Origin of the sequence: Streptomyces angustmyceticus (genome assembly GCF_019933235.1) — a bacterium.
GTDB lineage: Bacteria > Actinomycetota > Actinomycetes > Streptomycetales > Streptomycetaceae > Streptomyces > Streptomyces angustmyceticus.
This window is the reverse complement of the sequence record NZ_CP082945.1, coordinates 999,116-1,025,167: the sequence shown is the minus strand read 5'-3', so window position 1 is coordinate 1,025,167 and position 26,052 is coordinate 999,116. Positions and strand designations below refer to the sequence as shown.

Annotated in this window: 22 protein-coding genes and 1 pseudogene; 8 read left to right on the top strand and 15 right to left on the bottom strand. The window is 66.8% G+C overall.

Features of this window, described 5'->3' with window-relative positions; genetic code table 11:
• Positions 1-170 precede the first annotated feature (170 nt).
• The 3 genes from K7396_RS04990 (at position 171) to trpS (ending at position 4,542) form a co-directional block, all read left to right on the top strand.
• Positions 171-1,484: a cytochrome P450 gene (locus K7396_RS04990; RefSeq protein WP_086718241.1), complete on the top strand. Its 1,314-nt coding sequence runs from the start codon at positions 171-173 to the stop codon at positions 1,482-1,484.
• Positions 1,485-2,113: 629 nt separating this feature from the next.
• On the top strand, positions 2,114-2,596 hold the full coding sequence (locus tag K7396_RS04985) for an SAM-dependent methyltransferase (RefSeq protein WP_086718242.1): 483 nt from the start codon (positions 2,114-2,116) through the stop codon (positions 2,594-2,596).
• 833 nt (positions 2,597-3,429) lie between these two features.
• Positions 3,430-4,542 (top strand): tryptophan--tRNA ligase, encoded by a 1,113-nt coding sequence (gene trpS, locus K7396_RS04980; RefSeq protein WP_086718243.1) that lies wholly within the window; start codon positions 3,430-3,432, stop codon positions 4,540-4,542.
• Positions 4,543-4,646: 104 nt separating this feature from the next.
• Here the strand turns inward: trpS and K7396_RS04975 are convergent, their stop codons facing one another.
• The 8 genes from K7396_RS04975 to K7396_RS04940 all read right to left on the bottom strand — a co-directional run bounded on the left by K7396_RS04975 (position 4,647) and on the right by K7396_RS04940 (position 13,294).
• On the bottom strand, positions 4,647-5,372 hold the full coding sequence (locus K7396_RS04975) for a DUF5825 family protein (RefSeq protein ID WP_086718244.1): 726 nt from the start codon (positions 5,370-5,372) through the stop codon (positions 4,647-4,649).
• Entirely contained in the window at positions 5,369-7,240 is a 1,872-nt protein-coding gene (locus tag K7396_RS04970; protein WP_086718245.1) for a RiPP maturation radical SAM C-methyltransferase, read from the bottom strand. The genes K7396_RS04975 and K7396_RS04970 overlap by 4 nt, the downstream gene beginning before the upstream one ends.
• 141 nt (positions 7,241-7,381) lie before the next feature.
• Complete coding sequence (locus tag K7396_RS04965; protein ID WP_158101124.1) at positions 7,382-8,470, bottom strand: histidinol-phosphate transaminase; 1,089 nt, start codon at positions 8,468-8,470, stop codon at positions 7,382-7,384.
• The gene (locus tag K7396_RS04960; RefSeq protein WP_086718247.1) at positions 8,467-9,423 is read right to left on the bottom strand and encodes a 2-dehydropantoate 2-reductase; all 957 of its coding nucleotides are present in this window, start codon (positions 9,421-9,423) and stop codon (positions 8,467-8,469) included. Before K7396_RS04960 ends, K7396_RS04965 begins: the two co-directional genes overlap by 4 nt.
• On the bottom strand, positions 9,420-10,634 hold the full coding sequence (locus tag K7396_RS04955) for a cytochrome P450 family protein (RefSeq protein WP_086718248.1): 1,215 nt from the start codon (positions 10,632-10,634) through the stop codon (positions 9,420-9,422). Before K7396_RS04955 ends, K7396_RS04960 begins: the two co-directional genes overlap by 4 nt.
• Positions 10,631-10,933, bottom strand: coding sequence for a MoaD/ThiS family protein (locus K7396_RS04950; RefSeq protein ID WP_086718249.1), 303 nt, complete (start codon positions 10,931-10,933; stop codon positions 10,631-10,633). Before K7396_RS04950 ends, K7396_RS04955 begins: the two co-directional genes overlap by 4 nt.
• Positions 10,934-10,936: 3 nt before the next feature.
• Positions 10,937-11,656 (bottom strand): MPN domain-containing protein, encoded by a 720-nt coding sequence (locus K7396_RS04945; protein ID WP_143589094.1) that lies wholly within the window; start codon positions 11,654-11,656, stop codon positions 10,937-10,939.
• Between the two features lie 195 nt (positions 11,657-11,851).
• Complete coding sequence (locus tag K7396_RS04940; RefSeq protein WP_158101125.1) at positions 11,852-13,294, bottom strand: MFS transporter; 1,443 nt, start codon at positions 13,292-13,294, stop codon at positions 11,852-11,854.
• Positions 13,295-14,080: 786 nt separating this feature from the next.
• Here K7396_RS04940 and K7396_RS04935 point away from each other — a divergent pair.
• Entirely contained in the window at positions 14,081-15,025 is a 945-nt protein-coding gene (locus tag K7396_RS04935; protein WP_158101126.1) for a LysR family transcriptional regulator, read from the top strand.
• 155 nt (positions 15,026-15,180) lie between these two features.
• Here K7396_RS04935 and K7396_RS04930 read toward each other — a convergent pair.
• Positions 15,181-16,012 (bottom strand): annotated as a pseudogene (locus K7396_RS04930) (IS5 family transposase).
• Between the two features lie 179 nt (positions 16,013-16,191).
• Positions 16,192-16,923 carry a DJ-1/PfpI family protein gene (locus K7396_RS04925; RefSeq protein WP_223659653.1) on the bottom strand — a complete coding sequence of 244 codons (732 nt, stop codon included), beginning with the start codon at positions 16,921-16,923 and terminating at the stop codon, positions 16,192-16,194.
• A gap of 778 nt (positions 16,924-17,701) precedes the next feature.
• Between K7396_RS04925 and K7396_RS04920 the strand changes: the two genes are divergently transcribed.
• Positions 17,702-18,010 (top strand): hypothetical protein, encoded by a 309-nt coding sequence (locus K7396_RS04920; RefSeq protein WP_086718254.1) that lies wholly within the window; start codon positions 17,702-17,704, stop codon positions 18,008-18,010.
• Positions 18,011-18,390: 380 nt separating this feature from the next.
• On the opposite strand, the gene K7396_RS04915 is transcribed toward K7396_RS04920, so the two are convergent.
• Positions 18,391-19,269 carry a CPBP family intramembrane glutamic endopeptidase gene (locus K7396_RS04915; protein ID WP_086718255.1) on the bottom strand — a complete coding sequence of 293 codons (879 nt, stop codon included), beginning with the start codon at positions 19,267-19,269 and terminating at the stop codon, positions 18,391-18,393.
• A gap of 248 nt (positions 19,270-19,517) precedes the next feature.
• On the opposite strand from K7396_RS04915, the gene K7396_RS04910 reads away from it, so the two are divergent.
• Together K7396_RS04910 and K7396_RS04905 are read left to right on the top strand one after the other, a co-directional pair.
• The gene (locus K7396_RS04910; RefSeq protein WP_170314310.1) at positions 19,518-20,831 is read left to right on the top strand and encodes a sensor histidine kinase; all 1,314 of its coding nucleotides are present in this window, start codon (positions 19,518-19,520) and stop codon (positions 20,829-20,831) included.
• Positions 20,828-21,508, top strand: a complete 681-nt coding sequence (locus K7396_RS04905; RefSeq protein ID WP_086718257.1) for a response regulator transcription factor — start codon at positions 20,828-20,830, stop codon at positions 21,506-21,508. The genes K7396_RS04910 and K7396_RS04905 overlap by 4 nt, the downstream gene beginning before the upstream one ends.
• Before the next feature lie 301 nt (positions 21,509-21,809).
• Here K7396_RS04905 and K7396_RS04900 read toward each other — a convergent pair whose 3' ends face one another.
• The gene (locus K7396_RS04900; protein ID WP_308686921.1) at positions 21,810-22,211 is read right to left on the bottom strand and encodes a Rossmann-fold NAD(P)-binding domain-containing protein; all 402 of its coding nucleotides are present in this window, start codon (positions 22,209-22,211) and stop codon (positions 21,810-21,812) included.
• Positions 22,212-22,884: 673 nt separating this feature from the next.
• On the opposite strand from K7396_RS04900, the gene K7396_RS04895 reads away from it, so the two are divergent.
• The gene (locus K7396_RS04895; RefSeq protein WP_086718258.1) at positions 22,885-23,307 is read left to right on the top strand and encodes a hypothetical protein; all 423 of its coding nucleotides are present in this window, start codon (positions 22,885-22,887) and stop codon (positions 23,305-23,307) included.
• Between the two features lie 360 nt (positions 23,308-23,667).
• On the opposite strand, the gene K7396_RS04890 is transcribed toward K7396_RS04895, so the two are convergent.
• From K7396_RS04890 to K7396_RS04880, 3 genes are all read right to left on the bottom strand, one after another.
• Positions 23,668-24,318, bottom strand: a complete 651-nt coding sequence (locus tag K7396_RS04890) for a GNAT family N-acetyltransferase (RefSeq protein ID WP_086718259.1) — start codon at positions 24,316-24,318, stop codon at positions 23,668-23,670.
• 378 nt (positions 24,319-24,696) lie between these two features.
• Positions 24,697-25,569: an NAD(P)H-binding protein gene (locus tag K7396_RS04885; RefSeq protein ID WP_086718260.1), complete on the bottom strand. Its 873-nt coding sequence runs from the start codon at positions 25,567-25,569 to the stop codon at positions 24,697-24,699.
• Positions 25,566-25,982 carry a nuclear transport factor 2 family protein gene (locus tag K7396_RS04880; protein WP_086718261.1) on the bottom strand — a complete coding sequence of 139 codons (417 nt, stop codon included), beginning with the start codon at positions 25,980-25,982 and terminating at the stop codon, positions 25,566-25,568. Before K7396_RS04880 ends, K7396_RS04885 begins: the two co-directional genes overlap by 4 nt.
• Positions 25,983-26,052 lie beyond the last annotated feature (70 nt).

Below are 26,052 nucleotides of genomic sequence, written 5' to 3'. Positions count from 1 at the left end.
ACCACACTGGACACGAGCTTCCTCGCCGAGGCCAGTGCAGCGCGGCGGGCAGGGGACCCACCGTGGGGTAGGAAGCGGGTACGGGGGAAACGTGCTGAGGCAAGGGCGAGTTAAGGGCCCCTCGGAACGGACCGGACCCGAGGGCAGGACTTGGGACAGGAGGCACCGTCATGCGCATCCCCGACCCCGGGCACCAGGACGATGGCGGGCTGAGCGCCGTTGCGGCTGCGGGCGGGCTGCACCACTACCAGTTACACCTCCACGAGGCGTACGGACCCGTCGTGCGCTTCCAACTGCCAGGCGCGGACACGGCCGTGTCGGTCGCCGACCCCGTGCTTCTGGAGGCCACGGCGCATCTTGACACGCGGCCCGAGAAGCTGTTCGCGTTCCTGGACCCGCTGTGCGAGGCCGGCAATCTGCAAGTGCTACCCGCCGACGAGCACACCCCATGGCGACGGCTGCTGCTCTCGGTGCTCGCCGGACGGCCGGCTCACGAGCGGCACTTCGCGCGCTTCACCGAGCTGGCACGGGAGCTCGCGGACCGCTGGGCGGGGCAGGTCGACGGCGAACCCGTCGACCTGCAAAAGGAGTTGACCGCGCTGTCGCTCCAGATGATCTGCGGGTTCGCGCTCGGCGGCGCGGAGACCGACACGGACCGCGTCGTCGCCGCGTTCGAGGAGGTGCTGACCGAGCACCTCGGGCGGCTCTACCAGGTGCCGCGGGCCGACCCGCGCTCGGCGGAGCGTGCCGAGGCGGCCCTCGCGTATCTGCGCGCGACGGTCGACCGCGTGGTGGCGGCCCACCGCTCGGGCGACCGCACCGGCCGCAGCGACCTGATCGGGGCACTCATCGAGGCCGGTCAGAGCCCGGCGCGCATCCGGGACACCGTGATGATGACGCTGCTCGCCGCCCACCACACCACCGGCGTCGCCGTCTCGTGGACGCTGCACCTGCTGGGCCGCCATCCCGACGTGGCCGATCGCGTGGCCGCCGAACTGGACCAGGTGCTGGGCGGGCGCGACACGCCCGATTACGGCGAACTGCGGCGGCTCACTTTTCTGGACATGGTGCTCAAGGAGTCGATGCGCCTGTTCCCACCCGGCCCGTACGGCGCACGCGAGACGACCGAGGACCTGGTTCTGGGCCCGTACGAGATCCCGGCCGGGACGACGGTGTTCTATCCGTTCTGGGCGGTGCACCTGAACCCTGAGCACTGGCCCGAGCCGGAGCGGTTCGACCCCGAGCGTTTCACACCGCAGGAGGTGGCCAAGCGGCCGCGGCTCGCGTACGTCCCCTTCGGGATCGGGCCGCGCAGCTGCGAGGGCGCCGCTTTGGCCACCGTCGAGGCCCAGCTTGTCCTGGCCGTCCTCCTCAAGCGCCTACGCTTTCGACCCGCCCCGGGGCACGAAGTGACGCCGGTGGAACGGTTCGTGCTGTGGGCGCGGGAGGGGATCCGGATGACGGTGCGGCCACGGGGACTCTAGGGCTTGTCCGATGGGTGCGGTGAAGGTCGGAAAGGCTGCGGCGTCCGCTGGAGGGGCCCGTTAGCGGAGTCTTCGGGAGGTGCCGGCAACGCCACGAGGTGTCGACGAAACCACGCGGTGTTGGCAACGCCGCAAGATTTGTGACTACTCGTCAATTCATCGCCGTGCAGCCCGTGATCGACACCTTGCACACCGAAGTGAGGTAGGCACGGCCACTATCTGGAGGTGACTGTCACCGGCACCGCCACAGCCGGCCCGGAACGCGTCCTGGGCAGCCATCCGATACCAGACCGCCAGACGCAGCGTGGAGCACCCGCGCAGTGGACTACGAGCCCGCGGCGGACGGTTTTCCATGGCGTGGGCCGGTCAAGCGGCAGACCATCGCTCGCTCCCACGACGAACGGTGCGTGCTCCAGCGTGTCCTGCTCCGGCTGGCCGACCGGCCCGGCCCGCCTTCGCTCCTCGGCGACTTCGTGAACCGCGTTGCAGGCGCCGCTGGAGCAGGCCCGCGAGCGGCTGAACCGCGTTTGGCGCGGTACGTGCGTAACGCATAGCTATGTACCGCAGGCCGTCGGTATGGTGAACCAACTCGACTGACTAACCGACCCTTTGAGCGAAAGGCACGGTACATGCCCGAGGACAGCATTCCTGCTGAGGTGGTTTCGGTGCCGGTGGGCCGGGTGGTCGGTGGCCGGGCGGAGGTCCGCGACGACGACTGGGGCAAGGAAACCGCGATCATCCGCCTGGACGCCGCCCAGTACGGCCCGGAGGCGGTAGCGGGCCTGGACGCCTTCTCCCACCTGGAAGTCGTCTATCACTTCGACCGTGTCCCCACCGACAAGATCCAGACCGGGGCCCGGCACCCGCGCGGCAACGCCGACTGGCCCCTGGTCGGCATCTTCGCCCAGCGCGGCAAGAACCGCCCCAACCGCCTCGGCGTCTCCCGCTGCCGTCTCCTCAAGGCCGACGGCCTCGACCTGCACGTCCAGGGCCTGGACGCCGTCGACGGCACCCCCGTCCTCGACATCAAGCCCTACATGGCCGAGTTCGGCCCCCAGGGCGACACCACCCAGCCCGACTGGGCCACCGACCTCATGCGCAACTACCACTGACCGACCCGTTGCGCGGGCAGTCACTGCCAGTCGCGGCCGTCCCGGCAGACATCGCGCGGGGCGGGGTACGGGCCCACGCTTCACAGGGGCTGGCCGGCGGCCGACGGCGTCGGCCTGGGCCAGGAGTACGGTGAAGATCCTGAACCGTTCCCACGCGCCGCCGGCCGCCCACTTCCGCAGCTGGTGGTGGTCCCCCTTCAGCGAGCCGAACTCCGCGTGCAGATCCGTCCAGGGCAGGCAAGCCGGTGCGGCACTTCCAGGCGAAGACGTCGACCGCCTGCTGGTGGCTCCGCCCCTACCACCCGGCTTCGGCGCCTGGTCCCACACCAGCGACTCGATCCGTGCCTGCCCAGGGAGCATCGGTCAGCGACACCGTCGGACCAACGAGCAGATGATCCGAATCCAACGGCCTAACGGGTGACCGGTGCCCGGTGACCGGGACGACGCAAGACCCCGACACGTATGGACAGGAGTCACCGGGCTCGGCGGCTGTGTGGTCCCGGGGACCGTACGCACCCCGCGCACCCCGCCGGCGGAAGCAGACCACTCGGTGCCATCCGACTACGTGCTTCTCCGCCCCAACTGCCCCCTCCTGAGCCTCCGATGAATGACCCGGGGGGCCTCCACCACGCGCGCGCGAATCCACCCGGATCACGGCAGCCGACGTTATGATGGGGCCATGCATCTTTCGTCGTGTCTGAGCTGGTGGCGCTCCTCGTAGGAGCGGCCGCCTCTCTGCATGACCGGGCCGTTCGGATGGACGGCCCACTCACGTCCCCCTGGACCAGGGCTCGAGTCATCCGGATGGCGAAACCCGCCTACCAGGAGACCTCGTGAACACCACCCCCCAGGCCGTAGGCCCCGACGCCTCTGCGTCAGATCCCTCCACCGACACGCTCGAGACGTCTGCCGCGCAGGAGCGCAGTGCGGTGTTGGAAAAGCTGATCCTCAAGGACCCCGGACAATTCCGTGTGCTGACGGGCGACCGCCCCACCGGCCGCCTGCACCTGGGCCACTACTTCGGCACGCTGCACAACCGAGTGCGTCTTCAGAACCTCGGCGTGGAGATGTTCGTGATCATCGCGGACTACCAGGTACTGACCGACCGCGATGTAGCGGACAACCTGACCGGGTATGTCGAGGAGCTGGTACTGGACTACCTCGCCATCGGTGTGGATCCGGCGCGCAGCACGATCTTCACGCACAGCGCCGTCCCCGCCCTCAACCAGCTGATGCTGCCCTTCCTCAGCCTCGTCTCCGTCGCCGAGCTCAACCGCAACCCCACGGTCAAAGACGAAATCGCTCACTCGCGCCAGTCGTCCGTCAGCGGCCTGATGTTCACCTATCCCGTCCACCAGGCCGCCGACATCCTCTTCTGCAAGGGCAACTTGGTCCCGGTCGGCCAGGACCAGCTTCCTCACCTCGAACTCACCCGCACGATCGCCCGCCGCTTCAACGACCACTACGGCAACGGCACCGCCGTGTTCCCCCAGCCCGATGCCCTGCTGTCGAGCGCACCGCTCCTGCTCGGCACGGACGGCACCAAGATGAGCAAGAGCCGCCGCAACGCCGTCACCCTGGCTTCCGACGCCGACGAGACCGCCCGTCTGCTCAAGGGGGCCAAGACCGACTCCGAGCGCCACATCACCTACGACCCGACCACTCGCCCCGAGGTGTCCTCCCTCCTCCTGCTGGCGGCCCTCTGTCTGGACAGCACGCCCCAGCAGGTGGCCGACGACATCGGCTCCGCGGGAGCCGCCGCACTGAAGAAGACCGTGACCGAGGCGGTCAACGAGTACCTGGCCCCGATCAGGGCCCGCCGCATCGAGTTCGCGCAGGACCGCGCCTACCTCCGTCAGACCCTGCGCGAAGGCAACGAGCGAGCCCGAGCTGTGGCCGATACCACTCTCGCCGAGGTACGTGCCGCCATGAACAGCCATTACTGACAATCGCCGGCTCGGTGAGACACCGTCGTCCTCTGGTGACGAATCGGTGTCTCACCGCCCAACTCCTCTTGCGACAGGAACCTCCATCCCCGGGATCGCTCGAACTACTCCGCAAAATCCTCCGATTTCTTCCCGGCTGAGGCCAAGGTTCCTCCCAGAAGAGCCACACCCAGAGGCCATGAACGCATGTGCACCGGAAGGGTCACGCAGTGGTCCCCGACACGCATGACGAGGCCCTTGTTCACCAGGTCCCGTGCAGCGGCAGCGTACTGCGGGGTGCGGGTGACCTCGGCCCACGCGCACCCCTCCAGGCCCTGGAGGAAGACCTCCATCATGGTGGGGTCGTTCACAGTGATCAGGTTCTTGGATTCGGGACGTTGATCGACGACGGACAGGAATTTCGGACCCTTACGGAAGTACAGAAGCCCGAAATTACGAGAAGAACGCCACTCGCCGACGGACGGAACCCCTTTCTCCAACACCGTGATGCTCTCGGGGGCGGGCAGGTGATCGAGGCGCGGGACCAGGTCGAGCTGCTCGGCGCGAAGGATCAGCGACCAGGTGGCCCTGGCACCGATCGCGGAACATTCGCGAAGCAACGCGATGATTCGCACGATCACATGATGAGGGAGTGCCGAGAAGTCGACGGGCTCCGTCAGCTGCACCCCGGCGACAGGTACCCGGAGCAGCAGCGCCGCCAGCTCGGTGGCGGCGGGAAGTTCAGTCCAGTCGGCCCCGAGGGCCAGGGTCGAGGGCCGGCCGCCGGCCGGCACCCGTCCCTCATTCGAGCCCCGGGTCTTGAGTTCATCGATGGCCATCAACGCGCTCATAGTGAAGCCGCCACCTCCTTGCCGCCCACCAGCTTTCGGCGATACGGGTCAATCTCAAGGGCGACGCTCACGTAGCGCCCCTCGTCCTCGAATGCCAGGCCGCGATCGACGAAGTAACGGAGCATCTCCTCGATCTCCCCGTCCTTGACGATGTGCCCGCTCTCGGCAAGCCGTCGGCGTATGCCCTCGCGGGCGGCGCACTGGAACATGCCCAGGTACACATTGCTCTGGACGTCGTCCAGCTCGATCACTTCCTCCGGCCAGCTGGCACGACGGTCTTCGATGGTGACCCGGCCTCGCTCATCGGTCCAGTAGGAGAGGGTGCTCTGGGGGTAGGCCTTGGCCCATTCCTCGCACGCCCGCTTCATCTCTTCCTCGATGGGCCCTGAGATTCCCTGGACGCTGGTGTCGAAGAAGAACACCATGTCGTACAGCTGATCTCGTGGGACCTGATAGATGAAGTCGTATATCTCCGACGGGCGGCGGAACATGAACCCCTGGGTGGGATCCTCGAAGTAGGGACTGAACCGCTCCAGCGCAATGCGCCAGGCTCCGCTCGGCGGCTCCAGATGCTCAAGTGTCGCCATTTTCTGGAGCAGTTTGCGGTACTCGTCCTCGGTCTCACCGGGGAAGCCGTAGAGGATGCTCCATGTCACATTGAGCCCGAGATCTTGCCCGTCACGCAGCATCCGCACGTTGTGTGCGGCGCTGACCCCCTTGTCCATGAGGCGCAGCACATGGCTGCTCAGGCTCTCGATACCGGGCTGCACGAACAGGACGTTCGCCTCTTTGAGCTTGCTCAGCTGCTCCCGGTTCATATTGGACTTGATCTCGTAGTGGATCCTCAGATCGCAGTCGAGAGCAGCTATCTCCGGCATGGCCGTATGGAGATACTTCATGTCGAGAATGTTGTCCACCATGACCAGGTCGAGCACCTGGTGTCGCTCGGCCAACTCGCGGACTTCCTGAGCGATGCGTTCGGGGGCCTTGCTCCGGAAATCGATATTCGATCCGTTCAGGCCGCAGAACGTGCATTGGTGAGCTTCGCCCCACCAGCAACCGCGAGAGGTCTCCAGCACCAGCATCGGACGGACGTGGTGCCGGACGGGTGACTTTTCCACTGCCTGAAAGTAGCTGTCGTAACCGGGGGCAGGCACCATGGCGAACGGCAGTGCCGCCTTGGACGGTGCATTCACCACCGTGCTCCCGTCGTCTCCCCTCCAGCTGAGTCCCGGAACGTCAGCGAGGCTCTCGCCCTTGGCGATGCGATTCAGCAGCGCGGGAAGTGCACGTTCGCCCTCACCGCTGATCACGAAGTCGAGTTGCCCGAAATTCCGGTGCAAGGCTGGACCTTGTGCTCCGTCACAGTTACTGCCGCCCAGTACCGTGAGGATGCCCGGTGCGATCTTCTTCAGCTCTCTGGCCAGTGCGAGCGACGGCACGTTCTGCATGAAGGTGCTCGTGAACCCGACCACGTCGGGTGGGTCGGCAGCGATCTCGGCCGCGAGATCCCGGACGAACCCCCGGGCATACTTCTGCATCTCAACGGGGAGTGTCGGGTCCGTTTCCCGCTGCTGGAGGAACGTCGAGTACTCCTCGACCTGATAACTGTCGACGTCGTAGAGGGCCGGGGTGAACACCCAGTCACCTACGCCGTGGAAGACTTGATCCGCGACGTTCCCGTAATCCTCGCACGTGATGAAGCCGTCGCTCTCGCGCATCAGGCATTCGGCCCATCGGAGGTTGGCGTATAGCTCGTCGACGGTCCAGTCGGCGGCGTTTTTGCGTATGCAGGGCCCCAGTACCCCCAGGGCGCTGGACGGTGTGTCGAGACCTTGCCACGGCATGGCGATCATCAGGATTTTCACAGAATGCCTACCCTAAGGTGTCTGTCGACGGGCTGTATGAGAACGGGCGAAGAAATCTCTTCAGAGACTTCTCAGAACAGGCCGGCGCGGAAGAACCACCGGAGGAAACTGCAGTAGCCCTCCAGTCGCGGTCATGGCGTCTCAGAACTCGGCGCCATGGTCTTTCTGGCCGAGCGCCGCCAGCAGCATGCGATGCGCCTCGGTCTCTCCCACAGAGATCCGTGCACCATGCCCCGGATAGGATCGGACCTTGACCCCTGCGCTAGCTGCGGCCCGGGTGAATGACTCGGCGGCCCCGGCGAGCGGCAGCCAGACGAAATTGGCTCGGGAAGGGAGGACGGGCAGCCCCAATGTCCTGAGTCCCGCCGTCAGTTCTTCGCGCGCCGCCGCCGCTGCGGCCAGACGTTCCATCAGTTCGCCCTCACTGCGCAAGGACAGAATTGCGGCTTGCTCTGCGAAGCGCGTCACTCCGAAAGGTATCGCCGCCTTGCGGACGGCAGCCATGACCTGCTGGGGCCCGGCTGCGTATCCGACCCGTAGGCCGGCCAGCCCGTAGGCTTTGGAGAAGGTTCGGAGGACCACGATGTTGCGGTGCTCGCGGAGCAACCCTGGTGTGCCCGGGGGATCGCTGCCCCGATCGAACTCCACGTACGCTTCATCGAGGACCGTGACCACATGATCCGGGAGAGAGTGCAGGAAACCGCGCAACTCATCGTGATCAATTGTGGCGCCGGTCGGGTTATGAGGGGAGCACAGGATCACCACCTTGGTCCGCGCACTTACCCGGGTACGGATCTCATCGAGATCGTGTCCTCCGGATGCAGTCAGCGGCGCCTGGACGCTCGTGGCACCTGAAATGGCGACCAGCAGCGGATATGCGTCGAATCCGGGCCAGGCGTAGACGACTTCGTCGCCCTTGCCGCACAGCGCGAGAAGGAGCTGCTGGAGCACGCCCGCGCTCCCGGGACCGACTGCCAACTCATCCGCGGAGACGCACAGGTGCCTGGCAACCTCTGAGGTCAGGTCGCGTGCCGTGGGGTCGGGGTATCGGGCAAGTTGCGGCAAGCGTTCCTCGATACCGCCGAGCACCGTGGGCAGCGGGGGGAGAGCCAGCTCGTTGCTGGACAGATCGAAGGTGATGTGCGTGCCGTCTTCACCGTTCGACGACTCCTTGTCCCGGTATGCCCGAACGGCCCGCAGGGTGCTGCGCTCTGCGAATCTCACGTTCACGGCTGGGCACTCCTCGCTGCCCGCGATTCGCGCAGGGCAAGCAGTTCGTAGAGCATCTCGTGGACCGGCGCGGTCCGGCCTGCCCGGCGGGCAAGGCGGACCACGGCCCCGGTCCACGCTTCAAGCTCCGAGGGCCGTCCCGCCAGGAAGTCCCGTTGCAGCGAGGAGGTGACGTCGGGCGACTGCCGGTCCATGAGCCCTGTCGCGGTGTCCACGGCATCGTCCGGCAGCTTGATGCCGAGCTTGATCCCGGTCTCGTATATCTCCCGCATACCGGAGATCAGAATGTTCCTGGTGCCGGCCCGCGACCGGAGCTCGCCGATGCTCGCCCCACCGGTGGCGGCTCCCAGGCTCCCGATCGGAGCCACCAAAAGGAACTTTGCCCACAGGTCGGCCCAGATGTCGCTCGGCTCCGGCACTGTCACCGAGGCCTCCCGCAGCACCTCGCGCAGTCGGACCACCCGGTCGGACACGGTGCTGTCCCACTCTGCGAAGCCCAGCGCGCCGGGGGGACCCACCTGCCTTATCTCGCCCGGAGCAACCATGGAGGCGACGACCCTGACATTGCCGGGGAGCACCCGATGGCGGCCTGTCCTGGCTGCGACCTGCTCAGGAGCTTCCACCCCGTTCTGCACAGTGACCACGGCGGTGTCCTCACCGACCAGGGGTTCCAGCGCGTCGAGGGCCCCCGGCAGCTGCTGAGTCTTGACGCAGAGCAGTACGAAATCGACCTCGCCGATGTCCTGCGGGTCGTCCGATGCCCGCACCTGTGGCACGGACCAGTCACCTGAGCCGTTGCTGATGCGCAATCCCTTTCGCCTGAGCGCGGCGAGGCTCTCGCCGCGGGCCAGGAACCGCACATCATGCTCAGCAGCGGCAAGCAGGCCGCCGAAATAACCGCCTACGCCGCCGGCTCCCACCACGGCAATGCTCTGGCTGGTTGATTCCGTCATCGGGACAACCTCTCTCGCACTCGTATGGGGAGGGCCTCGAGGCCTCGGCTGAGCGAGCTGTCGGAGAGCCAGGCAACCTCCTCCGGAGGCACTGCGAGTTCGAATCGCGGAAGTCGGCGCAACAGGGTGGAGAAAGCGATTTCGCCCTGGAGCCGGCCCAGCGGTGCGCCGATGCAGAAGTGGGCACCATGACCGAAGGACAGATGGCGGTTCGGCGACCGGGTGATGTCGAAACGGTCCGGGTCGTCATACACGTCGGGATCACGACCCGCGCTGGACAGCGACAGGTGCACAAAGCTCCCCTTCGGTATGTCCACATTGCCGAGCCGCATATCCTCCGCCGCGACCCGCAGCGAAGCCCAGGCGGCCGACCCCTCGTAGCGCAGGATCTCCTCGATCGCCGAGGGAATGAGGTAGGGGTTGGCTCGGAGCATCTCGAGCTGCTCGGGATGGCGGAGCAACAGTGCTGTTCCGTTGCCGATCATGTTGGCGACCGTCTTGTGACCGGCAATGATCAGCAGGAGGAGTGTCGACAGCAGCTCTGTTTCACTGTAAATGCCCGCGTCTCTGGCCCTGATGATCTCGCTCAGCAGGTCGTCCCGCAGGTCCATGCGCCGCTCAGCCACGAGCTTGGTGAAATAGTCCGTGAACGCTTCGCTCGCCGCCTTCAGCTCCGCCTCGTCGTGCTGCAGCGGGTCCTGGCTGAGGACGTAGCTCCACTCCAGAAACAGCGGCCTGTCCGCCACCGGTATCCCCAGGTACTCGCAGATGACGGTAAGCGGCATCGGCAGAGCGAAGGCACTCAGCAGGTCGATTTCACCGTTCTCCGGGAAGGCGTCGATGAGATCGTCGACAATGTCCTGGATGCGCGGGCGTAGCCGGGCAATTGTGGCCGGCAGGAATGCCCGGCTGATCGGCTTCTTCAGCCGGGTGTGTTTGGGAACGTCGGCAAACCCCAGGTTGCCGACCACGAGCAGGCTACTGGCCACGGCCTTTTCCCGATACCGGGCGGGCAGGTTCTCGACTTGCTTGGAGAGGCGTGAGTCACCGAGAGCTTCCTCGACGACTTTGCTTCCCAGGACCGCGTACGCGTCGGCGCCGGGGGGAACATTGATCCGGTGAACCGGACACTTGGACCGGTATTCCGCGGCTGCTGCGTGCGGATTTGAACCGGGTTCAGTGAAGAATTCTGTGGGAATTACGTCCGTCATCGTGCCCCCTCCGCCCGTGCCGCTCCGCTGCCACCAGCTACCGCCGGCACTATCCAGATGACGTCATGGTGCTCCACCTTCGTCTCGAGGCCGTCGAGGCTCCTGATGTCGCTGTCATTCCGGTAGACATTGACGTAGCGCTTCATGGACCCTTCTTGGTCCATGAGTCGATCGAGGACACCTGGACAGGCCCGGTCAAGGCCGTCCAGCACCTCCCGGATACTGCCGCCCTCGACAGGCAGCTGCCTCCGCCCGCCAGTCAAGAGATGGAAGGCTGCGGGAAGTTTGACATCGGGCATCTCTTATTCCCCCTCGTCGAGCAGGACTTCGAATTGCTCATGGATCGCCGACGGAATCTGTATGTCAAGCTTGTCGCATTGCTTCGGACCGGGCCGCCAGCCCGCTACTCGGTGTGCGATTCCGTCACTGCCTTCATGCACATACCAGATGACGTTTACCGGCCAGCAGGACTGGCGGAAGAGGTATTCATCCATCCGTGTCGGATTTTCACTCAGCCTCTGGTAGCGTTCGTGTGGCGGGCCGATTTCGTGCCAGTTCGGATGCGAATGTATGGATCCCATCAACTCCCGGCCGTTCGCGGACTGTTGCATGATCGCCCGTAGGACGCCCTTTTCGTCGGACCAGAATCCTCGCCCCGGGTTCCTGTACACATCGCCGAACTGAGGGGCGATCGTCGCTTCGAATTCGGCCATGACGCTCTCGTCACTGTCGCGGACATTCGGCACAAATTCGATATCGCTGATCGTTATTTCAGCGCCGTCCGACTGCCCGAACAGCAAACCCGACGCGCGCGGCAGATGGCTGGGAACTCCGTTGGCGTCGCGACTGTCCAGACATTTTTGATACTCCTGCAGCGCATCACCGATGAAACGCCTGACAGGGTCGATTTCAAACCGGACGGTCACTGGCAGATCGCCGAACAGTGCTGCGCTTTCTACGGTTCCGACCACACCGTATTCCGCAGCTGCAGTCACGCGCTGGGCATTTTTCGTGTCTGTCACTGATGCCTCCCCTGCGATTTCCTGGTCAAATCCTCATTTTGAACAGACGGGCAGAAGCACACGGTTCGTCATCGCCGTACAGGTTGTTGATCCGTAGCGAGAGGTCGCGGGCGCGCTCGGAGTGTGGCGGCTGGACGTGCCCAGAGGGCGGGACGCCGGAGAATCCCTGGGAAGTCCGGTGGGCCGGCGGATGGTTCATTGGCGTGGGCTTCCTGTGCCCTGGTGGCGTTGGACAGCGACCTCTGGCGTACGGGGCGCTGGGATCGTCGAGCTTCTGATGCCGGCCCAGCACAACAGCCCCCCGGCCGCCGCTACCGCGGCAGCGATCCAGAAGGCGGTGATGAAGGCGTCGCGCGTCGGTATCTCGGAGCCGGCGATGTGCCAGGCCGCCAGTAAGGCGGCAGCCAGCTGACTTCCCACGACGCCGCCCGCCGTACGGACCACCGTGTTCACGCCATTGGCGGTCGCGGTTCGTCGTGCCTCCGTCAAGTCACTGATCACCGAAGGGATGCCGCCCAGCACGAGTCCGGAACCGATCCCTACCACCAGGTACCCGGCTGCCAGTTGCCACCCGTTGCCGTTCCAAAAGCACAGCGAGATCGCCCCAACGGCCATGACGGCAAAGCCTGATGCGAGCGTGGCCCGTGCGGACGTGAGGCGCTGCATCAGACCTGCGAGAGGTCCCGTCGGCAACAGCGCCAACGAGCCGGGCAGAAGGAGCAAACCGGCCACGGTGACATCGGCCCCCATCCCGTAGCCGACCGTCCTTCCCCCGGGTAGCCGCTGGTCTGCTGCGGTCTGGGCGAATGCCGGCAGCAGGACGTAGAACACGAACGAGACCACACCGAACACGAACGCCGCACCGTGCACCGAGAGCAAAGACCGGCCGGCCACGACTGCGGGATCGATCAGGGGGGCGACGGACCTCCGCTCGGTGACGACCAGCACGGCCAGGAGGACCACGGAAACTCCGAACAGGGCCAGAGTTCCTGTAGATGCCCACCCCCACGAGGTGCCCTTGGTCAGCGCGAGCAACAACGCCACGAGTACCAGGGCCAGGAGCACCGCCCCGGGCACGTCCACCGGCTCGTTGGATCCGCTCCGCTGGTCCGGAACGTACTTCGCAACAAGGCCCATTGCCCCGAGAATCAGTACCGCAGCGATCGCGAACAGCCAGCGCCATGACTGGTGGTCGACGACCAGCCCTCCCACGACCAGTCCGATGCCGGCACCCACACCGATGGTCCCTGACACCAGACCCAGTCCCGAGCGCAGCCGGTGCTGAGGGAGTGCGTCGCGCAGGATGCCGAATGACAGGGGGAGGGCCGCGAGGCTGACGCCCTGCAATGCACGGCATCCGATCAGAACCCCGATGCTGCCTGCCGCAGCACAGCCGAGCGTGCCGATCAGGTAGGTGGCGAGAACCAGCAACAAAACCTTTCGCTTGCTGAAGCGGTCTCCCAGCTTGCTCAGCAAGGGTGTGCTCGCCGCACTGGTCAGCAGGAACACGCTCAGGATCCACGCCGACCACGTCGAGGTCGTGTGCAACTGCACCTGTAGCACATGCAAGGCCGGAACGACCATGGTCTGCATGAGTGCGTACGAGAGCACGGATACGCCGGTGGCGATCAGCGTCATCGTCGCGCCAGTCGACGGTGAAGATGTCGAAGAGCCGTTGTGCGACAAAGGGAACCTGCCGTGGTGATGTGGTCGAGGCGAGCATGGGAGACGTAGTGGCTCAGTGCTCAGCGTCCAGGTCGACGACGTTGCCGCGGGGCTGTCCTCGCAGCCGTCGACCGAGTTCGGATGTGGACGCCGCTTAGACGCGCGGCCTGGTGTCAAGGGGATGCCGGATACTGTGGGGCAGTGCCGGGACGCCCTCTCCGGGCCCCAGGGGCTGTCGGGTGGCAGCGGTTCGGTCTCGTATGCGTCGGGCACCGCACCGGACAGACGATCAGAGGCCAAGGATTCGATCAGCGCCGCCTCATGCACGACCGCGCTGACCCCTGATGCGTTGATCAGCCGACCCGGGCCCCAGGGGCACATGGTGTCCGTTCGAGGCGCTGGGCGCTCAGGCTCCGCGACATTCAGGGCGAGTTCGTGGTGCTGGCCAGCAGCGTCCTGCACAGGTGTGGCTTTAACACCACATGCGCGCAGATATCGTCAATTGTGAGTGATGTGTCGCTGGTGCCGAGCCGATTGAGGATTCCAGTCACAGCCATGGGATGAGTGACGTACGCGTCGATGTGCCCGTTGAAAGCCACTTCGTGTGACAAAGACAAGAGGACCCCCCATGGCAATTTCCACAGAGCCCGCAGCGGATAGAGCCGAGGGTTTGGTGGCTGCAACTTGCATGGATGAGCGTAGGCAGACGTCTGCTGTCAGCGCCAATACACGTTAGCCATGGGGCCATATGCTGTTCGTATGGAACTGGACTTGCGGCACCTCAGGTACTTCGTGGCCGTAGCCGAGGAAGGCGGATTCACGCGAGCCGCGGCTCGACTGCACATGACGCAACCACCGTTGAGTGTGGCGATCCGTCAACTCGAAGGCGAGCTGGGTCTCCAGCTTCTAGACAGAACCGGCAATGGGGTCGAACTCACCTCGACCGGCCGTGAATTCCTGAACCGCGCGAAGAGCTTGCTGCAACAGTGGCAGCGTACGGTCGACGGGATGCGACAGGTGGGGTGGCAGCAGGTCCAGAGGCTCGTCATCGCGTTCCGTCCAGCCGTATGTCACCCTCTGGCGCACCGAACCATCGAGCTCATTCGCGAAAAAAGCCCTGAATGCCGAGTGTTACCCCGGTACGTGCAGTGGACCGACCAGACGGCATGTCTGGAGGCAGGGGATGCGGACGTGTCCTTCGTGCTGGAGCCCGCAGACCATACGGGTCTTGAGAGCGCCACCGTGGCCATGCTGCCACGAGTCGTCTGCTTGCCGTCCGTTCACGAACTGGCCAGCCGTGAGACCGTGTCGATTGACGACCTGAGCGAGGTTCCGATCATCCGGCCTGCCGGAGGGTCGCCCGAATGGTCCGATTTCTGGGGTGGGAAGGTGCGCCCAGGCGATCGCACCTGGAAGGAGCATCCGACGGCCACGCGCATCGAGGAGGCCATCGACCTTGTGGCCCTCGAGCACGCAGCCGCCCTCGTTCCTGCCTCTGTCATCGCCGTCCAGCGCCGTCAGGACGTCGTCTTCATACCTGTGACGGATGTGCCTGCCGCCCGGTTGTCCCTTGCCTGGCGTGAGGGTTCCGACTCCGAACTGGTGCGCCTCGCCGTCAGGTGCGCTCAGGCCGCAGCCCAAGGCCTGGCCGGCAGAACGCTCTTCGGGAGACCTGAATCAACTGGGACTGCTCCAGCGGGGTGAGAGAGGGGGCTATGAGGAATTTCCTGTCGGAGGCCCCGCCAGTCCTCGTGGCATTTACTCGGCTCCGGTCTGTCTGCCATGTCCCGAGCCAGGCTCAAGGGTGCCCTTACCGGGGCTTGCCGGAGATGGCAGACGCCTAGGGCGTGTCCGCAAAGTCAGGGGAGCCAGAGTTGCAGGCAGGCGAGGGTGACCATGGCTTTGTAGTGGCGGGCGCGTTTGTCGTAGCGGGTGGCGAGGGTTTGTGGTGCTTGAGCCTGTTGAAGCAGCGTTCGACGACGTTGCGGCGGCGGTAGGCGGTCCGGTCGAGGCGGCAGAGGCTCTCGCCTCTGCGGATGCGGCCGTTGATCTGGTCGATCCGTTCCGGGATCGCGGCCTTGATCCCGCGTTTGCGCAGGTAGGCGCGGATCTTGGTGGACGAGTAGCCCTTGTCCGCGGCCACTCGGTCAGGTCTGGTCCGGGGGCGGCCGGGCCCGCATCGCTGGATGCGGACGGCTGCCATCACGGCTTCGAACTGGGTGCAGTCGTTGACGTTGCCGGCGGTGAGGGTGAAAGCCAGGGGGCGGCCGTGTCCGTCGCAGGCGAGATGGATCTTGGTGGTCAGTCCGCCGCGGGATCTGCCGATGGCCTCGCCCGGCCAGTCCTGCCCCTTTTTCGGGCCCCGGCCGCGTGCTGATGAGCCCGCGCGGTCGTGGAGTCGATGCACAGCAAGGACCAGTCGACTGTGCCGACGGCGTCGGAATGCTGCTGGACGTGGGCCAGCACGCGGTCCCAGGTGCCGTCGGCCGACCAGCGGCGGAAGCGTTCGTAGACCGTCTTCCACGGTCCGTAGCGTTCGGGCAGGTCCCGCCAGGCGGCCCCGGTGGACAACTTCCACAGGACCCCGTTGACCACCTGGCGACGGTCCCGCACCGGCCGCCCCATCCGCGACGGCGCAAACAACGGCTCGATCACCGCCCACGACTCATCAGTCAGCTCATGACGACGCACCACGAACAGACCAACGAACCAACGACTTTGCGGACATGACCTAGCTCCTCGGAAGGTCAACGGCCTCGTGCGGGTAGAAAACCGGGGGAGGGGTGGTCCGCGCCCGGGGGACGGTGGTTGTCAGCGGTCGGCGGCACGCTCTGAGTGGCGACAGCGAGGATGTCCCAGTGCGACGGCGGTCAGGAGCTTCGCCAGACGACGCCGCGCTGCTCGTATTCCATGATGGACTCGACGCTGAGGGCGATGGATGGTCCGCACTCGCGGGTGATCATCCAGAGCGCCAGGTCGATTCCGCTGGTGACACCGCCCGCGGTCACCAGATTGCCGTCGTCGACGACTCGTGCGTCGATCACCGTTCCTCCCTGTGCGGCCAGCTCGGCCTTGGCGAGGTGGTGTGTCGTGCACGGACGGCCTGCGGTCAAGCCTGCTGCGGACAGCACCATGACCCCTGTGCAGACACCGGCGACGATGACCCCGGCCTGATGTGCCCGTACGAGGTTCCGCAGGACATCCGGACTCTTGATCAACTGGTCGCCGCCGCCCGGCACGATCAGAAGGTCGGAGTCGGCAGGCTCCCATGCGGTCGGCACGGTGACTCTGGTGCCGAAGAAGCATGTCACCTCGCCAGGGGCCGATGGCCGCACCAGTGTCGTTTGTACCTTGGCGCCCGCCCGCTCAGCGTGACCGAGAACGTCACGCGGCCCGATGAAGTCCTGCTCCTCCACCCCGTCGTACATGAGGATCTGAACGCGTAAAGGCATTGGCTTTCTCCTTTGGCTGGTGAAGCGCCCGCGGATGCTGCGGGCGCTGCGAAGGTCCCGACCGAAAAGCGGGGACAGGCGGTCATGGCTGACGGTTTGACGGTCTGAGCGGGTTCCCGTGCTCCATCGACCCGTCTCCTGATTGCTCACTCGGACTCCGGTCAAGCCGGCGCCGGTCGACAGTGGACGACGGTGCGCTGGCTTGCTCCATAAGTCCGCTGCTTCCGGCGGATGGTTCCCGTCCAGTTCCTGATCCGCCCCGGTGACGGGTGAGCCTGCGGCTCTCCTGGTCGCTCTGCTCTGCCCTCGGGATCGCTCGTGCACGTTGCCTGGGACGCCTCCGGCGCCCACGGCAACGTCTTCTTCATCCGGGCTCCGGCCAGGGCCCGGGGCTGCCGGATCCAGCGGCAGCGGAACGGATGTTCCCCTGGCCGTCGACGACGTCCGAGACCACGGCCGGCCGCTGGTGAAGCAGAGACGGCCGCATAGCAACGCGGAGACCGAGCCGGCCAGAACATGGAGTCGACCCTCCGGCGCGGTGGCCAGCGGGAGTAGGAGAGTGCGGTGCGTGGCAGTACGGCTGAGCATCGATTCCGCCGGGAACTGCACCATCGCGTCCCACCTGATGTGGTCGTCGAAGAAGGCGACGACCACGTCTCGGGCCTGACGTGCACTCAAGCCTGGCCCGGTCCACGGCAGTGGAGCTTGCCGAGCGGATGGTCACGGAACGAACGGGGGCGTTGACCGGCTGCGTGACCTCTCCCTGCGCGGTGCTGGACCCGCGGGACCGGCCGCGGTGTTCGCCGATGGCTCTCGCCGCCGGGTCGTCGCCTGCCACCGCCGGCATACCGCCTTCATTCGTTTAGTGATCGTTTATTGAGGCTCGGCAGGATGTGAGTGTCGGGGAGGATCCTTCACAGGGGACGGTATGGCCAAGCTCTATCTGGAGAAGCTCAAGTGCGTCACGACTGAGGGCTGGAGCGGTTTCGACGAGCCGAAGCTTGTTGTCCAGAATCGTGGCACCGTGTGGAACGGGACGGTGCTGGGCGACCGGATGTTCACCGTCAAGTACGACTGCGACTTCACGGGGACGATTGCTGTCTCTCTTGGGGAGGCCGGCGGAGCAATCGGGGACGGCAGGCTCGGGGAGCAGTGGATCACGGATACGCCTGGTGAGCGCAGTCTCCGCTTCAGGGCGGATGGTGCTGAGTACAACCTGCTGTATGCGGTGGAGTAGGCAGCGCGAACTGAACCAGGTAGACGCCCGTCTCCCCGGGTGGAGTTCTGGCGCTGAGAGCGCGAGGTGCCCCCTGCCCAGCTCGGGCGGGGCAGGGGGTTCGGATCGCCCACGAGCCGGAGAGCGCCGCGAGTCCCCTCGACCTGGAGCCCTTGGCTTACCGGGGGGCCGAGTGCGACTGATCGCCGTGACACTGGTTCAGCCTCCGTGTCCGGGGGCGGGCTCGGTGTCGGCGACTTCGCAGCCGTCGCCTTCTGTGCGGCCGTGCCGGCGTGGGCGGTGTGGAACGGCCGGTGCGGGTGTGGAACGGCTGGTGTGGTGGTGGCGATCGGTTCCACTGGAGGTCGTGGGCGCTCCCCAGAGTGCTTCGCGTTATGCCCTCAATCCGTTCGGGCGACGTGCCCTGCGAGCAGCGGGTTCGGGAGCCGGCGCTCGCGGGTCAGTCGTCGGGTGCCGACGAGCCACAGGCAGATGACGGCCATGGGGGCGAGGGCCAGCAGCATCGGGGTGATTGTGCCCAGGCCTGCCTTCCCGTCCAGGGTTTCACCGAGGATCAGGAAGAGGACCATGTTGTTTCCGGCGTGGGCCAGGCTCGCGACCCAGACGCTGCCGCTGCGCTGATACAGCCACATGAGAATGATCTCCTGGAGCTGGAAGGACAGAGTCCACACCGCCAGGCCGGTCACCAGGTTGGTGAATTCGGCGTATCCAATGAAGGCCAGTGGAAAGTGCCACACCGCCCATATCAGCCCCGTGGCGATGGTGGAAGGCGCAGTACGGCCGCCGAAAAGACGCGGTCTGAGGTAGCTGGTCCAGCCGAATTCCTCGCCCGCGTAGAGGGGGGTGAGGAACAGGGCCACCATCATGAGGCCGAGGACGGTCGCCAGTTCTTTGGTACCGGGTAAGCCGCCCGGGCCGGACAGGTCCGGGTCCCACAGGCCGAGCGCAGCGGCGAGAGCCAGCGTGGCCGCCCCGATGAGCGGCGGGCCCAGCCAGGCCACGCCGTAGTAACGCCAGGCCGTCTTGAGGTGGAGCTTCAGTCCGGCGTCGGCGAAGCCTTCGCTCGTGATCCAGCGGCGGACCACCACCGCGGCGATTCCGGGCATGCAGAAGCCGGGTAGTTGCAGGAGGGGATGGAGCGAGGACAGGCCCAGGACCACTCGCGCGAACAGCAGCCAGAGCCAGGTGCCGGCGAAGGAAATGAGCAGGAAGACTGTCACGCCTTTGCGGGTGACGGGTTTCGCATGGTGGGTGAGCATTGAATATTGCATTTCGTCTCTTTCGGGGTGGGGAATCCGTTACCGCGTTCGGTATGAAGGGGCCTGCGGGTGATGCTTTTCGCCGGCGCTGTTTTCTCTGCGGTGGCCGCCTGGCCTCTTCACTCTCACATCAAGCGGAGGGGTTTTGTATCGCTGTCGAGAGCGAATTCCGATTCCCTCTATTTCGGGGTGCGTTCTGGCGCTTTCGGGGGAGGCGACTGGGCGCGGCGCCGGGGTACGGTCCGGCCGTGGACAAATTAAATCGCCCGCTTTCGTGCGGGACCGGGTTCCGGGACTGGGTGTATGCGGCCCTGGGCGCGGCCTTGAGCTTGCCGCCGCTGACGGCGGCGCTGCTGTTCGCGCCGCCGAGGTGGCCGGCGGGGCTCCGTGTGCTGGGCTTCGTGTGTGCGTTCACCGTGGTGACCGTGGCCATGGGCGCTCCTCGGTCGGCCAGGCGCGCGAGTGTGTGGCTGGCCAACGGCTTGCTGGGGGCCGGTCTGCCCGAGCCGGTGGACACGACGGGACCGCGCTGGGTGAACCGGTTGCGCACTGTGGTGTGGCTGGTGCCGCACATGGTGCTCGGTGGGGTGGTGACAGCAGTCTCCTGCCTGGCCGTGTTCGGCGCTGTCGCGTTTCCCTCGGTCTGGCTGGGTGGCGAGGAGCGCATGACCGTCTTCGGGCTGTCCCTGTGGATCGGGGAGGGGTGGCGGGGTACGTGGGCGCTGCTGCCGGCCGTGGGATGCCTGGCGCTTGCGGCCGGGGTCACGCTCGGCGGAGCGGTGCTGCTCCGACGGCTTGCGCCGGTGCTCCTCGGCCACCGGCCCGGGGAGCGGCTGGCCGCCGCCGAGGAGCAGATGAACCTGTTGGCGCAACGCAACCGACTGGCACAGGAGTTGCACGATTCGATCGGCCATACCCTGACGGCGTCCACGATCCAGGCCGCGGTGGCCGTGGAGCTGATGGACAGTGACCCGGCGGGGGCCAGACGTGCTCTGAACAGCATTGAGGAGACATCACGGGCCGCCATGGACGATCTCGATCACGTGCTCGGGATGCTGCGGGAGGAACGGCCGTCCACAGTGCCCCGGCCGACCCTCAGCGACCTCGGCCCGCTGGTGGAACGTGTGCGTGGAGCCGGCGCGGAATTGGCGGTGCAGGTTCACGGCGACCTGGCTCTGGTGCCGGCCACGGTGTCGCGGGAGGCATACCGGGTCGTCCAGGAGGGCCTGACCAACGCCTTGCGGCACGGCGGGAAAGCAGGCATCCGGCTGCGGACGACGGTGCGGGACGGGTGGCTCGAGCTGGAGCTGACCAATCCGGTCGGCACGGGGGAACGTGCCCGGCAGCGGGCCGGGGGACAGGGGGTGCAGGGGATCAGGGACCGGGTGCGGCTGCTGCGGGGAACGACGCACGCCGGTGTCGTTGAGGGCGACTGCAGCGGCTGCCGCGTCGGTGGGGACGGCAGGGAATGCGGCGGCTGTGGGAGCGGCGTGGGCGGCCCGGACGCAGGGGAAAGCCGGTGGCGGCTGCTGGTCCGGATACCGCTACGGTCGGTGTCATGAACGCCTCCGCAGCTCCGGGCCCGGATGTCGACCCGACCGTCACCGTGCTCATCGTGGACGACGACGAACTGACGCGTACCGGTCTGCGGACGCTGCTGTCGGCCAAGCCCGACCTGGACGTGGTCGGCGAGGCTGACGACGGCGCCGAGGTGGTTGCCGCAGTGACCCGGCTGCGACCGGACGTGGTGCTGATGGATGTCCGCATGCCACGGGTGGACGGAATCGAGGCCACCCGGCGGCTGCGGGCGCTGCCCGACCCGCCGAAGGTCGTGGTGATCACCACGTTCGAGAACGACGAGTACGTCTGGGACGCCCTGCGGGCCGGGGCCAGCGGGTTCATCCGCAAGCGGGCCCCCTCACAGCAGATTGCGCACGCTATCCGGTTGGTGGCGGCCGGCGACTCCGTATTGTTCCCGGACGCGGTCCGCCAGATGGCCGCGGGGCGGCCCGTTCGACGAGATACCTCCGTGACCACTGCACTCACCGGCCGTGAGACAGAGACACTACGTCTCATGGCGCGTGGGCTGTCCAACCAGGACATCGCCGCCCGAATGGTGGTGAGCCTGGAGACCGTGAAGACCCATGTGGGCAATGTGCTGGCCAAGTTGGGCGTCGGCAATCGCACCCAGGCGGTCGTCCTGGCCTTCGAAACCGGGGTGGTCGATCCGGAGGGATGAACTGATCAGGATCAGCCCGTCACGCCGACCAGGCCCCCAGGGGTCCGCAACAGCAGTTCGTCACCGGGTTCGCCTTGACGGTTCCCTTCCCAGGAGTTCCTCGGCTGATCGTCTTTCAGCGGCAGAACCCGGCAGGGCGTCGCGGTCAATCCCGAGAGGCGAGGCTCGCCATCGCCACGGAGGCCCGGCCTTCTATGGGGTCCCCATCAAGGTCGGTGTCCGTGCGTGGTGCTGGTGCTCCAACCGGGGTGTTCGTGGTGATGTCGAGGAGGGCTGGGGAGGGGCGAGAGCTACGCCGGGGTCACAGCACCCCGGCGTACTCCGGCAGCAGCAGGCCCGAGTGTGCGGTACGACCTGCCTGTGCGCTCGCCGTTGCCATCTCCTTCGCGATGGACTCCGGGTCGCGCAACAGGGCGTTGCGGGACTCCAGTTGTTCCCGTGTCGTCGGTGTCACCGCGGTGTCGCCCCTGGTGGCCAGCGCCTGGTTGCGCTCGGCGAAGGGGCGCAGCCGGCGCTCATATGCCGCGAAGGCGGCGGTGTGGCCGGAGTGCATGGCCAGTTCGCCGGCCAGGACGTACGCGCCGACCAGGGCAACGCTCCAACGCGGCTCGGCGCCGCTGTCGCCCGGGAGTCGCCTTGTCGAACGCGCCGACCAGGAGGCGGACCTGGGGTGCGACCGCTCCGCAGTGGGCGTGCTCGTCACTGTGGCGCACGGCCGGTGAACCCTTTCGGATCGGCGAGATCGCCGACCGTATGCAGGTTCTGAGCCCCCGCACATCACCCGCGAGGTCCGATGCTGGGGAAGCGCGACCGCGTCCGCCGTATCCCTGACCCGCATGACGCCTGGGCTCGCCCCATCGAACCCACCGGTGCCGGGACCGAGAACCCAACCGCTATCTCGCCTTGCTGCTCGGCTGGTTCACCGACACATTTGCCGACTGGCCCCGCCAGGACCGGGACGACCTCGTCCGCCTGCTCTCCCACTTCGCCGACGATGTGACGACTCGACTCGCCCTGCTCGTCGAAGAGAGGACTGAGCCCCCGCTTCCATCGGCGACCATGGCGCTCCGGTCCCCGTGCCCTGCGTTCGCGGTGAGGCGCCGACTCTTCGGCACTCGCGGCCGGCGGCGTTGAGAAACCGCCCAGGCGCTTCGTCGGAGTGCTCAGGTCGGCGGACTACCGCTCCCAAGAAGCGATGTGGCGACTGTTGAGGGGATCAGGACCTGGTTAGCGGTCTATATCGGCAATTTGTAACGGTGTTGGGCGAGGGGCAACGTGCGGGGCGGCGGGCTCATCTGGAGAGTCGGCGAGGCGCACCGGGCGCTTTCGCGAACGGTGGGTCTCACCAAGTGGGGGACCCGCGGGAGGGGAAGTCCATGACCAGGACGAAGAAGACCGGGAGCAAGATGCGGGGCGGCCGTGTGGCGGTGATCGGGGCGCTGGGGCTGGCCTCGGTGGCTCTGGCCGCCGGGCCCGCGTTCGCCAAGGGGGGCGTGGACATCACGGCGCCGGGCACCGCGCAGGTCGGCAAGACCATCACCGTGAAGGCGCACGGCGGCGATGACAGCGCCGGCTTCCTGCATCAGCTGTGCCTGGAGGAGAAGGGCTTCGGCGAAGGCTGGCACCAGGAGAATTGCAGCGCCGCGGTGGAGGGTGACGCGCACATCACCGCACACGGCACGTCCGCGCGCCGCGGCGACCTGCAGTTCCGTGCGGTGCTGTACGGCCTGACCAGCCCGCACGACCAGAATCCCGTGCGCCTGCACGCCTCCGACGTGGTGACGGTGCACGTCCGCTGAGACGGCAGCACGGCCGTGCGCAGTCGGCACGGCCACTGCCCGCGGCCGCGCACCGAGTCGCTTCTCGGGAGAGCACGCCCCGGCACGTTGGGTGCCGGGGCGCGACGCTGGCTGAACATGGGACGTTGACCAGCAGTTCGTTCGATCTGCCGCCGAGACGGATACTCCTGCGGCGCGGTATCGATCGTTAGGGCCGCGAACGCGCCCGCATCCGCGGCGAGTAGGGCGTCCGGCGGGATAGGCGACCGTTTGCTGCGGCGGCCTGACCTGACGCTGCCGCAACCGATGCCGTCGTCTCGCAGGCTGCCCCGGGGTGATCGCAGGCTGCCCCGGGGGGATCTCCGGGCCGCCGCCACACAGCTACGTCGTCAGTCCGAACCATGGGAGGCACTCCTGCAGGCCCGCCGTCTCCACCGGGACGAGTTGGTGTTGCTGCCACTGTTCAGCCGTAAGGCGGAGCCTGCGCAGCACGACGGGCTCGGCACGTACGGCATGACGTTCCATGCCGTCCTCGCGATAGCCAAGTTTGCGCGAAACCTCCAGTGAGGCCGTGTTGTCCTCGTACGCCCCCGAGACGGCGTCCTGCGCACCGAGTCCGGCAAAGGCCAGGTGGAGAACCGCCGCGCGCATCTCGGTGCCCAGGCCCTGACGGTGGTGGCTCCTGCCCAGCCAGGAGCCGGTGCCCACCTCACGACGGACCGAGAAGTCCCGGGCACTGATGCCCTGTGTACCGACGACAGTGCCGTCCCGTACGACCGCCAGGTTCAGTTCCCAGTTCTCCGGCTGCCACTCGCCCCAGCAGCGCCAGTGGAACTGCAGGACGCTCCGAGCGCGCAGCTCAGGTGCGGCATCCGTCCACGCCACGGTGAACGGCTGCACCGCCGGGTCATGCACACCATCGGCCGCCAGCGAAGCCAACGCAGCGAGATCGTCCGGGGTCGGCCACCGTAGTTCCAGCCGGGGTGTGGTCAATCGCAGGCCCGCCAGCGGCCAGTGGGTCAGCAAGGTCATGAGCAGGGATTCTTCTCGCCCGCAGCCTCTGTGACCAGTGGATTTCGAAGGGGCGTTGTGGTGTGGAGGCCGTTTCCTGCACCTTCACCCGGCGTACCTGTTCGGTCATGGCCCTGCCCCTGGTTGAGACGGGTGTCGGCAGCCGCTGGTGACAGCATGGAGTCCCGCAGATCCGTCGTGGGAATCCGGGCTGCCGCGTCAGTGGATCCGCCGGTCTCGGCTACCGCCGGTGCTGAGGATATGAAGTCGACGACGGAGCAGCGGGTCGTCATTCCTCGCGATGGCGTATGCCGAAACTCGGGTCTGCACCCGACCCTCCTCCATTCCGGCCCCTCCCCCCACGGAAGCCGGGAAGCGAGAACTACAGTCCAGGCGCGATCAACTTTCGTGTCGGGCGGCCGAGGAGGATGAGGACCACTTCTCCACCACCTCGCGGAGGGTGCGTGGTGGGCGTCCGGTAATGCGTTCCACTGTGTCGGTCACCCGGTTCTCGGCTCCGGTGGCGATTGCCCGGTCCAGGTCGGTCAGCAGGTCGGCGAATGCCTCGGGCAGTGTGGTGGACAGGCGGTCGCGTAGTTGCTCGGGGGTGAGTGGCAGGTGGCGTACGGGGTGGCCGGTCGCTTCTGTGAAGAGGGTGGCGACGTCGTTGTGGCTCAGTGTCTGCGGGCCGGTGAGTACCAGGTCGGTGGCGGGTGGTGCGGAGGCGTCGGTGAGGAGGCGTGCCGCGACGGCGGCGATGTCGTCGGCGTCGATGAAGCCGACGCGACCGGTGCCGGTGGCCGTGCGGATCACGCCCTCCGACCGGATGCTCTCGGCGTGCAGGTGGTCGCCGGTGAAGTTCTGCATGAACCAGGAGGGGCGGAGCACGGCCCACTCCTCGAACAGTCCGGGAAGCGCCGTGTGCACCTGCCCCACTCCGGGGCCGTCGGCCGGGATGGCCGACGAACCGAGCAGGACCGCCCGGCGCACTCCGGCCGCCCGCGCCTGTCGGAGGAAGGGCAGCATCACCGCGGCCGGTTCGGGGTCCCCGATGGGCGGCACGAGGTACAGCCGGTCCGCGCCGTGCAGCGCCGCGCCGTGGCCGGCGGGGTCGTACCAGTCGAAGCGGACGGCCCGTGCGGCGCCCGTGGGCAGGGACGCACGGCGGCTCGTGGCGACGGCGGTGTGGCCGCCGGCGGCCAGGCGGGCCACGACGCGGCTGCCGGTGGTGCCGGTGGCGCCGGTGACCAGGACGGTGTGGTGATCGGTCATGCGGCCTTCGCCTCGCCCATGGATGCCGGGATCGCCAGCGGGTTCCAGTAGTCGCGGTAGTGCGTGATGCGTCCGTCGGCGACCGTCACCACGGCGACGTAGGGCATCTCGTACGGCTCTCCGGTCGCCACTACCCGGCCGGCGGCGCGCATTTCGACGACGAGGGTGCCCGGGGCGTCGGTCCGGTGGATCTCCAGGTGGGGGAAGTCCTGGAGGTCGATGTGGTCGGGATAGTCGCGCAGGTAGGCGGCGATCGCCGCCTTGCCGTCGAGCCGTGCGGGGTAGCCGGCCGGGGCGAAGGGGAACTCGAAGACCGCCCGGTCGTCGCACAGGTCGACCCAGCCGTCCATGTCCTTGTCCAGCAACAGTTGCAAGCCGTGGCGGAAGAGCTCCGCGGGGTCGGTGTCGCGCATGGGAATGCCTCGCCTCTAGACTGCGGAGTATACGGACCGGTGGTCCGCTTGGCTGTTGCCTGACTATACG

Coding starts and splice junctions, on each gene's coding strand:
- K7396_RS04885 (WP_086718260.1), bottom strand. CDS start 25,569: ATGACCGATCACCACACCGTCCTGGTCACCGGCGCCACCGGCACCACC.
- K7396_RS04960 (WP_086718247.1), bottom strand. CDS start 9,423: ATGACGGAATCAACCAGCCAGAGCATTGCCGTGGTGGGAGCCGGCGGC.
- K7396_RS04975 (WP_086718244.1), bottom strand. CDS start 5,372: ATGAGCGCGTTGATGGCCATCGATGAACTCAAGACCCGGGGCTCGAAT.
- K7396_RS04955 (WP_086718248.1), bottom strand. CDS start 10,634: ATGACGGACGTAATTCCCACAGAATTCTTCACTGAACCCGGTTCAAAT.
- K7396_RS04985 (WP_086718242.1), top strand. CDS start 2,114: ATGCCCGAGGACAGCATTCCTGCTGAGGTGGTTTCGGTGCCGGTGGGC.
- K7396_RS04905 (WP_086718257.1), top strand. CDS start 20,828: ATGAACGCCTCCGCAGCTCCGGGCCCGGATGTCGACCCGACCGTCACC.
- K7396_RS04890 (WP_086718259.1), bottom strand. CDS start 24,318: ATGACCTTGCTGACCCACTGGCCGCTGGCGGGCCTGCGATTGACCACA.
- K7396_RS04950 (WP_086718249.1), bottom strand. CDS start 10,933: ATGCCCGATGTCAAACTTCCCGCAGCCTTCCATCTCTTGACTGGCGGG.
- K7396_RS04935 (WP_158101126.1), top strand. CDS start 14,081: ATGGAACTGGACTTGCGGCACCTCAGGTACTTCGTGGCCGTAGCCGAG.
- K7396_RS04915 (WP_086718255.1), bottom strand. CDS start 19,269: ATGCTCACCCACCATGCGAAACCCGTCACCCGCAAAGGCGTGACAGTC.
- K7396_RS04880 (WP_086718261.1), bottom strand. CDS start 25,982: ATGCGCGACACCGACCCCGCGGAGCTCTTCCGCCACGGCTTGCAACTG.
- K7396_RS04895 (WP_086718258.1), top strand. CDS start 22,885: ATGACCAGGACGAAGAAGACCGGGAGCAAGATGCGGGGCGGCCGTGTG.
- K7396_RS04920 (WP_086718254.1), top strand. CDS start 17,702: ATGGCCAAGCTCTATCTGGAGAAGCTCAAGTGCGTCACGACTGAGGGC.
- K7396_RS04990 (WP_086718241.1), top strand. CDS start 171: ATGCGCATCCCCGACCCCGGGCACCAGGACGATGGCGGGCTGAGCGCC.
- K7396_RS04940 (WP_158101125.1), bottom strand. CDS start 13,294: ATGACGCTGATCGCCACCGGCGTATCCGTGCTCTCGTACGCACTCATG.